Annotated in this window: 13 protein-coding genes; 6 read left to right on the top strand and 7 right to left on the bottom strand. The window is 67.9% G+C overall.

What is annotated here, in order from left to right; all coding sequences use genetic code 11:
* Nucleotides 1-57 precede the first annotated feature (57 nt).
* Nucleotides 58-195, top strand: coding sequence for a hypothetical protein (locus tag ACWZHB_RS33275; protein WP_427905644.1), 138 nt, complete (start codon nt 58-60; stop codon nt 193-195).
* Between the two features lies 1 nt (nt 196).
* Here the strand turns inward: ACWZHB_RS33275 and guaA are convergent, their stop codons facing one another.
* On the bottom strand, nt 197-1,771 hold the full coding sequence (gene guaA, locus ACWZHB_RS33270) for a glutamine-hydrolyzing GMP synthase (RefSeq protein WP_427905643.1): 1,575 nt from the start codon (nt 1,769-1,771) through the stop codon (nt 197-199).
* 131 nt (nt 1,772-1,902) lie between these two features.
* On the opposite strand from guaA, the gene ACWZHB_RS33265 reads away from it, so the two are divergent.
* On the top strand, nt 1,903-2,703 hold the full coding sequence (locus ACWZHB_RS33265) for an alpha/beta fold hydrolase (RefSeq protein WP_427905642.1): 801 nt from the start codon (nt 1,903-1,905) through the stop codon (nt 2,701-2,703).
* On the opposite strand, the gene ACWZHB_RS33260 is transcribed toward ACWZHB_RS33265, so the two are convergent.
* Nucleotides 2,700-3,854, bottom strand: coding sequence for a GuaB3 family IMP dehydrogenase-related protein (locus ACWZHB_RS33260; RefSeq protein WP_427905641.1), 1,155 nt, complete (start codon nt 3,852-3,854; stop codon nt 2,700-2,702). The genes ACWZHB_RS33265 and ACWZHB_RS33260 overlap by 4 nt on opposite strands.
* 303 nt (nt 3,855-4,157) lie before the next feature.
* The gene (gene guaB, locus ACWZHB_RS33255) at nt 4,158-5,702 is read right to left on the bottom strand and encodes an IMP dehydrogenase (RefSeq protein WP_427905640.1); all 1,545 of its coding nucleotides are present in this window, start codon (nt 5,700-5,702) and stop codon (nt 4,158-4,160) included.
* A gap of 222 nt (nt 5,703-5,924) precedes the next feature.
* Between guaB and ACWZHB_RS33250 the strand changes: the two genes are divergently transcribed.
* Entirely contained in the window at nt 5,925-6,338 is a 414-nt protein-coding gene (locus ACWZHB_RS33250; protein ID WP_022567296.1) for a DUF5319 domain-containing protein, read from the top strand.
* Nucleotides 6,339-6,523: 185 nt separating this feature from the next.
* On the opposite strand, the gene ACWZHB_RS33245 is transcribed toward ACWZHB_RS33250, so the two are convergent.
* The 3 genes from ACWZHB_RS33245 to ACWZHB_RS33235 form a co-directional block, all read right to left on the bottom strand.
* Nucleotides 6,524-7,594, bottom strand: a complete 1,071-nt coding sequence (locus tag ACWZHB_RS33245) for an anti-sigma-D factor RsdA (protein WP_427905639.1) — start codon at nt 7,592-7,594, stop codon at nt 6,524-6,526.
* Nucleotides 7,587-8,165, bottom strand: a complete 579-nt coding sequence (locus ACWZHB_RS33240; RefSeq protein ID WP_266296525.1) for a sigma-70 family RNA polymerase sigma factor — start codon at nt 8,163-8,165, stop codon at nt 7,587-7,589. The genes ACWZHB_RS33245 and ACWZHB_RS33240 overlap by 8 nt, the downstream gene beginning before the upstream one ends.
* A gap of 157 nt (nt 8,166-8,322) precedes the next feature.
* On the bottom strand, nt 8,323-9,156 hold the full coding sequence (locus ACWZHB_RS33235; protein WP_427905638.1) for a hypothetical protein: 834 nt from the start codon (nt 9,154-9,156) through the stop codon (nt 8,323-8,325).
* A 620-nt stretch (nt 9,157-9,776) separates the two neighbouring features.
* On the opposite strand from ACWZHB_RS33235, the gene ACWZHB_RS33230 reads away from it, so the two are divergent.
* From ACWZHB_RS33230 to ACWZHB_RS33220, 3 genes are all read left to right on the top strand, one after another.
* Nucleotides 9,777-10,070 (top strand): WhiB family transcriptional regulator, encoded by a 294-nt coding sequence (locus ACWZHB_RS33230; RefSeq protein ID WP_022567299.1) that lies wholly within the window; start codon nt 9,777-9,779, stop codon nt 10,068-10,070.
* Between the two features lie 147 nt (nt 10,071-10,217).
* Nucleotides 10,218-10,835 (top strand): sigma-70 family RNA polymerase sigma factor, encoded by a 618-nt coding sequence (locus ACWZHB_RS33225; protein WP_378635331.1) that lies wholly within the window; start codon nt 10,218-10,220, stop codon nt 10,833-10,835.
* Nucleotide 10,836: 1 nt separating this feature from the next.
* Nucleotides 10,837-11,088, top strand: a complete 252-nt coding sequence (locus ACWZHB_RS33220) for an RskA family anti-sigma factor (protein WP_427905637.1) — start codon at nt 10,837-10,839, stop codon at nt 11,086-11,088.
* 55 nt (nt 11,089-11,143) lie between these two features.
* Here ACWZHB_RS33220 and groL read toward each other — a convergent pair whose 3' ends face one another.
* Complete coding sequence (gene groL / locus ACWZHB_RS33215) at nt 11,144-12,754, bottom strand: chaperonin GroEL (protein ID WP_427905636.1); 1,611 nt, start codon at nt 12,752-12,754, stop codon at nt 11,144-11,146.
* Nucleotides 12,755-12,811 lie beyond the last annotated feature (57 nt).

The following is a 12,811-nucleotide window of genomic DNA, read 5'->3' as shown; positions in this document are numbered from 1 at the left end:
GGCCCGTCATCGATGACGGGCCATCGCTGTTCGCGAACCAGTTGAAAGACAAGGGCGATGGACGAATCCGAGAAGCGACCGGAAACCCCACTGGCGAAGGTCCTGCCACCGGCCACCCACCGACCACACACCGGCGGCTTCCTCCTCGGCAGGCTCCTGCTCACCCAGGCGGCGCGGCCGGCGCGGCCGGCTTAGCTCACTCCCACTCGATGGTGCCCGGCGGCTTGCTCGTCACGTCGAGGACCACGCGGTTGACCTCGGCCACCTCGTTGGTGATGCGTGTGGAGATCCGCTCGAGCACGTCGTAGGGCAGGCGAGTCCAGTCCGCGGTCATCGCGTCCTCGCTCGACACCGGGCGCAGCACGATCGGGTGACCGTAGGTGCGGCCGTCGCCCTGCACACCGACCGAGCGCACGTCGGCCAGCAGCACGACCGGGCACTGCCAGATCTGCTTGTCCAGACCCGCGGCGGTGAGCTCCTCGCGGGCGATGGCGTCGGCCTGACGGAGCAGATCGAGCCGGTCGGCGGTCACCTCGCCGACGATGCGAATGGCGAGACCCGGGCCGGGGAAGGGCTGGCGCGCAACGATTTCCTCGGGCAGGCCCAGCTCGCGGCCGACCGCGCGGACCTCGTCCTTGAACAGCAGACGCAGCGGCTCGACCAGGTCGAACTCGAGGTCGTCGGGCAGGCCGCCGACATTGTGGTGGCTCTTGATGTTCGCGGTGCCGGTGCCGCCACCGGATTCGACGACGTCCGGGTACAGCGTGCCCTGGACCAGGAACTCGACCTTCGGCGCGCTGCCCGCGGCCACACCCTCTTCGGTGACGATGCCGGCGACCGCGTCCTCGAAGGAACGGATGAACTCGCGACCGATGATCTTGCGCTTCTCCTCGGGATCGGAGACGCCCTTCAGTTCACCGAGGAACTTGTCCACCGCGTCGACGGTGACCAGCTTGGCACCGGTCGCGGCGACGAAGTCGTGCTGGACCTGCTCGCGTTCGCCTGCCCGCAGCAGACCGTGGTCGACGAACACACAGGTGAGCCGGTCACCGATCGCGCGCTGCACCAGCGCGGCCGCCACGGCGGAGTCGACGCCACCGGACAGACCACAGATGGCGTGCCCGTCACCGATCTGCTCGCGCACACTCTCGATCAGCGACTCGGCGATATTGGCCGGGGTCCACTGCGCCGGAATGTCGGCGAGCTCATGCAGGAAGCGGCTGAGCACCTGCTGGCCGTGCGGGGAGTGCAGCACCTCGGGGTGGTACTGGACGCCGGCCAGGCGGCGCGCGCGATCCTCGAACGCGGCGACAGGGGCGCCCGCGGTGGTGCCGGTGACCTCGAAGCCCGCCGGGGCATCGGTCACCGCGTCACCGTGCGACATCCACACCGGCTGGATGGTCGGCAGGCCGCCGTGCAGCACACCGCCGTCGATGTTCAGTTCGGTCCGGCCGTATTCGCGAGTGCCGGTCTCGGAAACCGTGCCGCCCAGCGCCTGTGCCATGGCCTGGAAGCCGTAGCAGATGCCGAACACGGGAATGCCGAGGTCGAACAGCCGCGCGTCGAGTTGCGGTGCGCCCTCGGCGTATACGCTCGACGGCCCACCGGACAGGATCACGGCCAGCGGCTGCTTGTCGGCGATCTCTTCCACGGTCATCGTGTGGGGAATCACCTCGGAGAACACCCGCGCCTCCCGCACCCGTCGGGCGATCAGCTGGGCGTACTGCGCGCCGAAGTCGACGACGAGGACCGGTCTCTGAGTATCTGCCACCGCCACAGTTTAGTGACGGGGTACGACGAGCAAGCAGCGGGCATCGCCAGAGCCGGACGCGCCGTAGTGACCGAGCACGACGCGCCCCCGTTTTTGGGCGTGGCGCGGCAGTGCTGGCTATCCTCGTGCTCGTGCCATTCGCCCGCGCGATCGATGCCGACATCTACTACGAGGACAGCGGTGGCACGGGCCCGGTGGTGTTGCTCGCCCACGAGTTCTTCATGGATCGCACGATGTTCGCCTCGCAACAGGCCGCCCTCGCCCCCGAATTCCGGATTGTGGCCTGGGACGCGCGCGGGCACGGCCGCACCAGAGACCAGCGGTTGCCGTTCACCTACTGGACCGCGGCCCGCGACGCGCTGACCGTGCTCGACTCGATCGGGGTCGAACGCGCCATTGTCGGCGGCACCGCGCAAGGGGGCTTCACCGCGTTGCGGACCGCGCTGGTGGCGCCCGAACGGGTCGCCGCGCTGATCTTGATCAGTACCGAGGCGCACGGGCCGACGCTCGGCCAGTCCACCGCCACCCAGCGATTCCTCGACGAGTGGCACGACCACAGCTCCCGGGAGGAAGCCGCGGGGCGCCTGGCGGACTGGCTCATCGGCGACGACACCTGGTACCGCGATATCTGGACCCGACGCTGGGTCGGCGACGCCCACAGCGGCCTCGACGCCGCCGTCGGCTGCCTACTCGGGCGCGACTCGGTACTCGACCGGTTGCGCGAGATCACCTGCCCGGCGCTGATCATCCACGCGAATCAGAGCGGCATCGCGGGCGATCGCGCCCGCACACTGGCCGACGGGCTCACCGCCTCCACCTTCGTGGAGATCGATGGCGCCCGGCTGGCCGTCACGATGACCCACCCGGAACCGGTCAATACCGCGATCTCCCGGTTCCTGCGGGATCGGGTCTCACTGACCCACGTTCGCTAGCGGACGCTCAGCCCGACCTTCTGGAATTCCTTGAGGTCGGAGTAGCCGGCCTTGGCCATCGATCGGCGCAGGCCGCCGACCAGGTTCAGCGAGCCGAACGGGTCGTCGGAGGGGCCGTAGAGCACGCGCTCGAGGCTCGGGCGGGTCACCGCGCCGTCGGGGCCGTCCAGCCAGGCCTCGTCGACCGGCAGGAACGAACCACGCGGCACCGAGGGGTGCGCGGTGGCCGAAGGCCAGTACCAGCCGCGACCGGGCGCCTCGGCCGACGCCGACAGCGGCACACCGAGCATCACGGCGTCGGCACCACAGGCGATGGCCTTGGCCAGCTGGCCCGAGGTGGCCACGTCACCGTCGGCGATGACGTGCACGTACCGGCCGCCGGTCTCGTCGAGGTAGTCGCGACGGGCCGCGGCGGCATCGGCGATCGCGGTGGCCATCGGGACGCCGATGCCGAGCACCTCGCCGGTGGTGGTGGCCCCGGGGAACGAGCCGTAGCCGACGATGACGCCCGCCGCGCCGGTGCGCATCAGGTGCAGCGCGGTGCGGTGATCGCTCACGCCACCGGCCACGACCGGCACGTCCAGCTCGGCGATGAAGGTCTTGAGGTTGAGCGGCTCGTCGCCACCCACGTGCTCGGCGGAGATGATGGTGCCCTGCACGACCAGCAGGTCGACGCCCGCCTGGAGCAGCGCGGGGGTCAGCGCGCGGGCGTTCTGCGGGCTCACCCGCACCGAGGTGGTCACCCCGGCCGCACGGACCTGGGCCACGGCGGCGGCGAGGAGGTCGGGCTGCATCGGCGCGGCGTGCAGTTCCTGCAGCAGCGAGATGGCCTTTTCGTAACCACCCTTGTCGACCAGATCGAGCAGCTGGTCGATCTTGGACTGCACGTCGGCGTGGCGGGCCCAGAGGCCTTCGCCGTTGATCACACCGAGGCCACCCTGGCGACCCAGCTCGATCGCGAACTCGGGCGAGACCAGCGCGTCGGTGGGGTGCGCGAGCACCGGGATCTCGAAACGGTAGGCGTCGAGCTGCCAGGCCAGCGAGACCAGCTTCGACGACCGCGTCCGCCGCGAGGGGACGATATCGACGTCGTCCAGCTCGTAGGTCCGCCGGGCGACCCGTCCCATACCGATTTCGACCATGTCACGCACAGTTGCTCCTGTGTTTTTGGAGCGCTGGCGCGCTCGAGTTCGCTGTGTTTATCGGCGCGCTGGCGCGCGCGTGTCCGCGGCCCCAAGGGGTCGCCGGTTAGCCACCGTTGCTTGCTCCTTCGTCGCCTACGCAACGGCGGCTAACCGGCGACCCGGTCGCGGACCGGCCACTTCGTGGCCGCCGCTCCCTAAGGGTCGCGGGTGCGGGGCTGGAAGTGCGCCAGGTAGCGAACTCAGAGTCAGCCTCCATCACTTCCGTGCTCCGGGAGCTTATCTCCCGGAGCACAAACGCATCTATTGTACTCAGCCGCGCCCGGTGTAGTTCGGGGCCTCGACGGTCATCGTGATGTCGTGCGGGTGGCTCTCCTTGAGACCCGCCGCGGTGATCTGCACGAACTGCGCGCCCTGGAGGTGCTCGATGTTCTGCGAACCGGTGTAGCCCATCGCGGCGCGCAGGCCACCGACGAGCTGGTGGATCACCTGGTTGACCGGGCCGCGGAACGGCACGCGGCCTTCGATGCCCTCGGGGACGAGCTTGTCCTCGGCGAGCACGTCGTCCTGGAAGTAGCGGTCCTTTGAGTAGGACTTGGCCTGTCCACGGCCCTGCATGGCGCCCAGCGAGCCCATGCCGCGGTAGGCCTTGAACTGCTTGCCGTTGACCAGCACCAGGTCGCCGGGCGACTCGGCGGTACCCGCGAGCAGCGAGCCGAGCATCACGGTGGACGCGCCCGCGGCGATGGCCTTGGCGACGTCGCCGGAGTACTGCACGCCGCCGTCGGCGATCACCGGCACGCCGGCGGCCTTGCACGCGGCGACGGCTTCGAGGATCGCGGTGATCTGCGGCGCGCCGACACCGGCGACCACGCGGGTGGTGCAGATGGAGCCGGGGCCCACACCCACCTTCACCGCGTCGACGCCCGCCTCGACGAGCGCGGCGGCACCGGCGCGCGTGGCGATATTGCCGCCGACGATCTGGATGCGGTCACCGACCTCGGCCTTGACCTTGGCGACCATCTGCAGCACCTGCGACTGGTGGCCGTGCGCGGTGTCGACGATCAGCACGTCCACCCCGGCGTCGGCCAGCGTCATCGCACGCGACCAGGAATCCTCGCCGACACCGATCGCGGCGCCGACCAGCAGGCGGCCGTCGCGGTCCTTGGTGGCATTGGGGTACTGATCGGTCTTGACGAAGTCCTTGACCGTGATCAGGCCACGCAGGCGGCCGTTGCCGTCGACGATCGGCAGCTTCTCGATCTTGTGGCGGCGCAGCAGACCCAGCGCGGCCTCGGCGGTGACACCCTCACGAGCGGTGATCAGCGGCGCCTTGGTCATCACCTCGTCCACGCGACGGTCCTGATCGACCTCGAAGCGCATGTCGCGGTTGGTGATGATGCCCACCAGCGCACCGGTCTCGTCCACCACCGGCAGACCCGAGATGCGGAAGCGCGCGCACATGGCGTCGACCTCGGCGAGGGTATCGGTGGGACGACAGGTGACCGGGTCGGTCACCATGCCCGCCTCGGAGCGCTTCACCGTCTCCACCTGGGCGGCCTGGTCGGCGGCCGAGAGGTTGCGGTGCAGCACGCCCATACCGCCCGCACGCGCCATGGCGATGGCCATGCGCGCCTCGGTGACGGTGTCCATGGCCGAACTCACCAGCGGCGTGCGCAGGGTGATGTCCCTGGTCAGCTTGCTGGACGTCTCGACCGAGCTGGGGATGAGATCCGAGGCGGCAGGCAGCAACAGCACGTCGTCGAACGTGAGGCCGAGCATGGCGATCTTGGTCGGATCGTCGCCCCCCGTAGGAGGGCGCACCGCGATTCGTTCGCCCGATACGGGATTACTCATTCGGATCGACCCCTCCTGGTCGTCATAGCTACCGACGCGGTAGACACGGTGCGTCGGTGCTCGAGCGGAAAAAGCTTTCGGATCGGTCGGCTGGAACAAAGTCGCCGACGCCTGTATTCCATGGTATCCGGCGCCCGCAGACGCCTGTGAAGTGAGCCCTTCCGCAAAACTTGCCCCCCGCATCGCTGGCGCGATGCACCGAGTACTGCGTACCGTGGGGATGTGCGTGACCATCTACCACCTGGCCTGCCGCCGGATCCCTTCGCCGGAGACCCCTCCGACCCGTCTGCCGCGCTCGATGCGATCGAGCCCGGTGAGCCGTTGGATCCTCATGAGCGCCTCGCGGTCGAGGAAGATCTCGCAGACCTCGCCGTATACGAAGCCCTGCTGGCCCACCGCGGTATCCGCGGACTGGTCGTCAGCTGTGAGGATTGTCGGCAAGATCACTACCACGACTGGGACATGCTGCGGGCAAACCTCCTACAGCTACTCGTCGACGGCACCGTCCGTCCACACGAGCCCGCCTACGACCCCACCCCCGAGGCTTACGTCACGTGGGACTACTGCCGCGGCTACGCGGACGCGTCGATGAACGAGGCGTTCCACGGCGACGGGTTCGACGGGTTCGACAACTGAGCGGGTTCGATAACTGAGCGGGTTCGATAACTGAACTCAGCACAGCCGGGCCTGTCGCACGACCCCGCACCCTTCGCGGTCACGCACGCGTAGGGCCCGCCGGGCTCGCCAAGCCGGCCTCACACCAAAGAAGAAGGCCCCGAACAGGTTCGGGGCCTTCTTCTTTGGTTCAATTCATCGTTCTACTACGGAACCGGCACCACGGGCGGTGACTGCAGGATCGTCGCCGGCGGGGGCACCTGCTGCGTGGGCGGCAAGCTCGGCGGCCGCGGCGCGGACGTCGGGACCACCGTCGGCACAGTGATGACCGGCGGTGGTTCGGCGATGGTGGTCGGTGGGGTCGTCGGGTCGACCGTGACGGGCGGCGGAGTCACCGGCGGCGGGGTGGTCACCGGCGGTTCCGTCGGCTCGACCGGAACCAGCGGCTTGGTCTCCGGCCCCGGTGTCTGCATGATGATCGGGCCCGACGGATCGGTGGTCACCGTTCCGGGATCGGTCGGCGCCACCGGAGCGGAGGTGCCCGGGTTCGTCGTCGGCGGGACCTGCACGGGCGAACTCGGCTTGGTCGTCGGGTCGGTCGAGGTCGGCGGCAGTTGCGCGCCGATCTCCGGGGCGACCTTGAGCAGCTGATCCCGCAGCAGGTTCCAGCGCGCGATCAGATCCTCACGCTTGGCCTGGTCGTCGACCTGGCCCGCGTTGGCGGAAGCCTGTTCCAGCCTGGCCTTGGCCTGTTCCGGATCGCCCGAGGTGAGCAAGTTCTGTGCGGCCAGCAGATCTTCGTCGGCGTACTGGACAACGGTCGACTGGGCCTGCTCGCTGAACACGACCTCCTTGACCCGCCACAGCGGATCGCCGGGTGCCGCGCTGTACGCGAACGCCGTGATGCCGCCGAACACCAGCGACAATGCCGCTGCTGCCCCGAAAATCGGGCGGACCAGTCGTAGACGTCCGCGCGAGGAAGCTCCGACTCGAACCTGCCGCGCGCCGATCTCCTGATTGACCGCCGCGAACACGGTGTCGAGGTCAGGGCCCGCGGGCATCGGCTCGGCCAGTATGTCGGCCCGCCAATCCGCGAGTAACGACGCCAGCTGGAACTCTTCGGGGCTGTCGGTTCGTACCGGACCATCGCTCGCTATCGCGTCGATCAGCGCGTCATCGCTGCGCACCGCCGCGATGTCGACCGGCCCGGAATCACCGGCACCCTCGGCGGCGTAGGGACCGCTTTTGCCAAGACCGTGCTCGCCATCCCTAGCCATACATTTCACCTGCCCTCGCCACTTGTGACTTCAGTTTCGCGAGTGCCCTGTGCTGGGCAACCCGTATCGCCCCCGCCGTGCTGCCCACGGCGACTGCGGTTTCCTCTGCTGACAGACCCATGACCAAACGCAGGATCAGGATCTCTCGATGCTTCTCGGGGAGCGTCGCCAGCAGAGTGTTCATCTGCCTGCTCGTCTCCGAGTCGAGAGCCCGCTGTTCCGGACCTTGGTCGGTGGATATGACATCTGGTACTTCGGCCATCGCCTCCGCCTTGTTACGGGCGGCGTTGCGATGGGCGTCGGCGACCTTGTGCGAAGCGATTCCGTACACGAAGGCCATGAAGGGCCGACCCTGATCCTGATAGCGGGGCAGGGCGGTCATCACAGCCAAACAGACCTCTTGCGCAACATCGTCCGCGGAGAGCTGTCCGCGCTCCGCGGCCCCGATCCGCGCCCTGCAGTAGCGAACTACCAAGGGACGGACCAGTTCCAATACCCGAGCTAAAGCGGTCCTGTCGCCCTGCGCAGCCGCAGCGACGGCGAGGTCCAACTCTTCGCCCATATGCGTCATCGTCAGAGATTTTCCTGGCGTTACGAGTGGCGCGGTCGAATGTGACCGAGCTTCCACCGAAGTGGCGGAACGGGACTAACAATAGCGACCCCCGGATCGGCCGCCAGCGGGCGTGGTCGCTTCTAACCGAGCTCTCAGAAAGATCATCCGCAGCGATTCACGCACCCAGCGGGGCGATGTCCCCACCCAAGGCGCGCAGACGGGCGCCATGATCTGCGGCTTCGTCCGCCGCGGCGCGCGCTCGCGCCGGTTCGGCGACCCCCGCGCGCAGCATCGCGGTGGCCCAGCGCAGTGGGAGAAGGGCGTTTTCGCGGCAGGCCGTGTCGACCCGTTCGGCCAGTTCCGCAGACTCGGCGAGGTCACCGTTCGCGGCGGTCGCGGCCGCGACGAGCAGTGCTGATTTCACCCGGTGGCGCACCGAAGGCAGGGCCGCGGCGAGTTCGGCAGCCATGTGCGCGTCGCTCAGCGCTTCGCGAGCGAGACCGCCGGCGAGCGCGGTCTCGGCGCGCACCCAATGCCAGCGCACTTCGGCCCGCGGGGGTGCGTCGGCGAGCAGTGGGGGCACGCGGCCGAGTAGTCGCCGGGCGAGGGCGAGCCTGCCGGTGCCGAGCGCGTCGGCGGCTAGGCCCGTATACGCGTCGGCGAGTGCCTCGGCGCGGGCCGCTCCGGTGGCGCCGAGGGCGAGCGCCGCGGCGCGGCCGTCGAACGCCGCCGCTCCCGCGTGGTCGCCGAGCTGGCGCAGCAGCGATCCGCGGGTGCTCTCGACGAGCGATTTCAGGCCGGGTTCGGTCGCGATTCGAGCCAATATTCGCAGGTCAGAGCGGGCGGCGGCATAGCGGCCCTGCCCGCCGAGCGCGACCGCGCGGTACCACCTCGACAACGGGTCCCCCGGCTCCGGCAACTCCGTAGCGGCGAGGCCCGGGGTGGGCCCGAAAGCAGTCGAAACGAGTATTTCGGAACCGATATCCGCGGGTGAGGCCGTTGTCTGCACGGCGAGACTCTAGCCGCCACCGGCCCCGATCAGTTCGCGTGTTATGGCATCGCGGCACCCATTCGGCTAACAATCAGCATTTCTCTCGAGTGCCGATGTTGCCATCAGGTAAATCTCCGCTCCTCGATGCCACTACCGCAAAGTCTCGAATTCACATGCGTTTCGCGCAATTAACCTTCACGCCCCGTTTTCGCCATCTACCCGGACTCGACCAGTACAGGCCGTTGTGATCCAGCACACCCGCTCGCGACGGGTCCCCGCCGTCCAAACCGGGCCACTACCGGCGCGACCTGGGAAAACATGCGAAGAGTCAGAGACGCGAAGACACCCGATCCATAGCCAACCAAACAGTATGGAGGGATCGGGTATGAAATGTAAATAGTGAGTAGGTTAAATTTCAGCGTTGCAGATTTACTGAACTCATGCGCCGAACTATTGACGGAATTTCCCGCGTGCACCTAACGTAGCTCATCGCCACGGTCGGCGCTGCGCGAAATCGCAGCGACCTCCGAGCGGCAACGTCAGGCACCGTCGAGCCGGCCACCCCCATTGGGTGGCGCGAAGACCTGCCGCACCACTCGCTCGACAACGCTGACGAGCTCGCGCCACAAGGAGTTCACATGCCCATGCCCACCCACCTCCCCGGACCGAACGCCGATGTCTGGGATTGGCAGATGCGTGGCTCGTGCCGCGGACAGGACTCCGCGGTCTTCTTCCACCCCGACGGCGAACGCGGCCGTGCCCGCACGGCTCGCGAGATGCGCGCCAAGGAGATCTGCCGGGCCTGCCCCGTCCTCATGCAGTGCCGTACCCATGCCCTCAAGGTGAGCGAGCCCTACGGCATCTGGGGTGGCATGTCCGAGACCGAACGCGAGATGCACGCCCGCCGCAACCGGCGCCGGATGGCCGTCTGAGCCGCCCCGAGCCCGTCTGGCGGGGTTGGCAAATCTGTTCCAATCCGCTGGCCGTGGCGCGCCGAATCTCTAGCAAACAGCTGGCACCCGAATAAAAGGCACCCCCGGTCGCGGGGGTGTCATAGCCTCGGGCTACATTCGTGACCGATGACACAGAATGGGTTCCGAAGCGAAGCCTTTCCACCGAGCGTGGATTCTGCGGTTACCGCACGCGCGGCCGAAGGAGTCGAGCTAGCTGCACTGCTGGAACGATGCGGACTGTCCGACCAGCAGGCCTTTGCCGAACTGTACGACCGGACGTCCGCACGCGTTTTCGGCCTGGTCCTGCGGGTACTCCATGACCCCGGGTACGCGGAGGAGACCACTCAGGAGGTCTATCTCCAGATCTGGCGCACCGCAACGAGTTTCGACCCCGCCAAGGGGTCGGCGGTGACCTGGCTGATGACGCTGGCACACCGGCGCGCGGTCGACCGAGTTCGCGCCGAGCAAGCCCATACCCAGCGCGAGGTCGCGTACGGGATCCGGGTGCTCGGCCACGAATTCGACGAGGTCACCGAGGAGGTGGAACGCAGACTAGAACAACAGGCCGTCCAGCGCGGGCTCTCGACACTCACCGAGACCCAACGCGAGGCGATCTCGCTCGCCTACTACGGCGGGCGGACCTACGCGGAGGTAGCGACATACCTCGGCATCGGGTTACCGACCGTTAAGTCCCGAATTCGGGACGGATTGACACGACTGAAGAAAAGTTTGGGGGTGACGTGAGATGAACGAAGCCCAGATCGATCTCGCGCACACCGTCGCGCTCGGATTGATCGACGACGAAGACCATCACGCGATCCAGACCATCATCGATACCGAAGACCCAACCCTGTGTACCGAGTTCCTGCGAGAGCTCCGCGCTACCCGCGAAATCCTCGCCCAGCTCGCGTCCACGACCCCCACCCCACCGCCACCGTCTCTGCGCGTCCGTTTACTGGCCGCACTGGATGCCGAAGATCCCCCGGTAGCCAGCTAGCGGACAACGAAAGGCCCCCAGATCGCGTCTGCGATCCGGGGGCCTTCGTTATGCGTCAGTGCGAGTGACCGTGGTGGCCGTGATCGTCTTCGGCCTCGGCGGGCTTCTCGACGATGGCGCTCTCGGTGGTCAGGATCATCCGCGCGACCGAGGCGGCGTTCACCACGGCGGAGCGGGTCACCTTGACCGGGTCGACGACGCCGTCGGCGAGCAGGTCGCCGTAGGTCAGGGTGGCGGCGTTGAAGCCTTCCTTGCCCTCGGAGACCTTCGCGACCACGACGGCACCGTCGAGGCCCGCGTTGGTGGCGATCCAGTACAGCGGCGCCTCGAGGCCCTTGCGAACCACCTCGACACCGACGGCCTTGTCGCCGGAGAACGAGTCACGCAGCTCGCCCAGTGCGGCAGCGGCGATCACGAGCGCCGAACCACCACCGGGGACGATGCCCTCCTCGACCGCGGCCTTGGCAGCGGCGACCGCGTCGTCGACGCGGTACTTGCGCTCCTTGAGCGCGGTCTCGGTGGCAGCGCCGACCTTGATCACCGCGACGCCACCGGCCAGCTTCGCCAGTCGCTCCTCGAGCTTCTCGCGATCCCAGTCGGAGTCCGACGCCTCGATCTCGCGACGCAGCTGCGCGCTGCGGGCCTTGACGTCGTCATCGCTGCCCGCGCCGTCGATCAGCACGGTCTCGTCCTTGGTGACGACGACGCGACGCGCCTGACCCAGCTGCTCGATGGTGGCCTCGCGCAGGGTGACGCCGAGATCGGGGTTGATCACGGTGCCACCGGTGACGACGGCCAGGTCGTCGAGGAACGCCTTGCGACGGTCACCGAAGAACGGCGCCTTGACGGCGACGGCCTTGATGGTCTTGCGGATCGAGTTGACCACCAGGGTCGACAGCGCTTCGCCGTCGACGTCCTCGGCCACGATCAGCACGCTCTTGCCGGATTCGGCGATCTTCTCCAGCAGCGGCAGCAGATCGGGCAGCGAGCTGATCTTGTCGCGGTGCAGCAGGACGTAGGTGTCCTCGAGCACGGCCTGCTGGGTCTCGGGATCGGTCTGGAAGTAGGGCGAGAGGTAGCCCTTGTCGAACTGCACGCCCTCGGTGATGACGAGTTCGGTGTTCGTGGTCGAGGACTCCTCGACGGTCACGACGCCGTCCTTGCCGACCGTGGTGAGCGCCTTGCCGACCATCTCGCCGATTTCGGAGTCACGTGAGGAAACGGTGGCGACCTGGGCGATGGCCTTCTCGCCGGAGACGGGAGTGGCGAGCGCGAGCAGCACCTCCGAGACCTTCTCGGCGGCAGCGGCGATGCCCTGGCCGAGGGTGATCGGGTTGGCGCCCGCGGCGACGTTCTTCAGGCCGCCGCGCACGAACGCCTGGGCCAGCACGGTGGCGGTGGTTGTACCGTCGCCCGCGACGTCGTTGGTCTTGGTGGCGACGCTCTTGACGAGCTGTGCGCCGAGGTTCTCGAAGGGGTCCTCGAGGTCGATCTCACGCGCGATGGTGACACCGTCGTTGGTGACGGTCGGGCCACCGAAGGCCTTGGCCAGCACCACATGCCGACCGCGAGGGCCGAGGGTTACCTTGACGGCGTCGGCCAGCTTGTCGACACCGCGTTCCAGAGCCCGGCGAGCCTTTTCGTCGAACTCGATCTGCTTGGGCATAAAGGATTCAGCTCCTGTTTGTGAACGCAATCCGCCCCGGGTCTAGTGAAAGACGCC

This window comes from Nocardia sp. FBN12 (assembly GCF_054031145.1).
This window is presented reverse-complemented; position numbering and strand designations above follow the sequence as displayed.

What these genes read in the sequence shown, in the direction of transcription:
- ACWZHB_RS33230 (WP_022567299.1), top strand. Translation starts at nt 9,777, where the DNA reads ATGCCCATGCCCACCCACCTCCCCGGACCGAACGCCGATGTCTGGGAT.
- guaB (WP_427905640.1), bottom strand. Translation starts at nt 5,702, where the DNA reads ATGAGTAATCCCGTATCGGGCGAACGAATCGCGGTGCGCCCTCCTACG.
- groL (WP_427905636.1), bottom strand. Translation starts at nt 12,754, where the DNA reads ATGCCCAAGCAGATCGAGTTCGACGAAAAGGCTCGCCGGGCTCTGGAA.
- ACWZHB_RS33275 (WP_427905644.1), top strand. Translation starts at nt 58, where the DNA reads ATGGACGAATCCGAGAAGCGACCGGAAACCCCACTGGCGAAGGTCCTG.
- ACWZHB_RS33220 (WP_427905637.1), top strand. Translation starts at nt 10,837, where the DNA reads ATGAACGAAGCCCAGATCGATCTCGCGCACACCGTCGCGCTCGGATTG.
- ACWZHB_RS33240 (WP_266296525.1), bottom strand. Translation starts at nt 8,165, where the DNA reads ATGACGCATATGGGCGAAGAGTTGGACCTCGCCGTCGCTGCGGCTGCG.
- ACWZHB_RS33225 (WP_378635331.1), top strand. Translation starts at nt 10,218, where the DNA reads ATGACACAGAATGGGTTCCGAAGCGAAGCCTTTCCACCGAGCGTGGAT.
- ACWZHB_RS33245 (WP_427905639.1), bottom strand. Translation starts at nt 7,594, where the DNA reads ATGGCTAGGGATGGCGAGCACGGTCTTGGCAAAAGCGGTCCCTACGCC.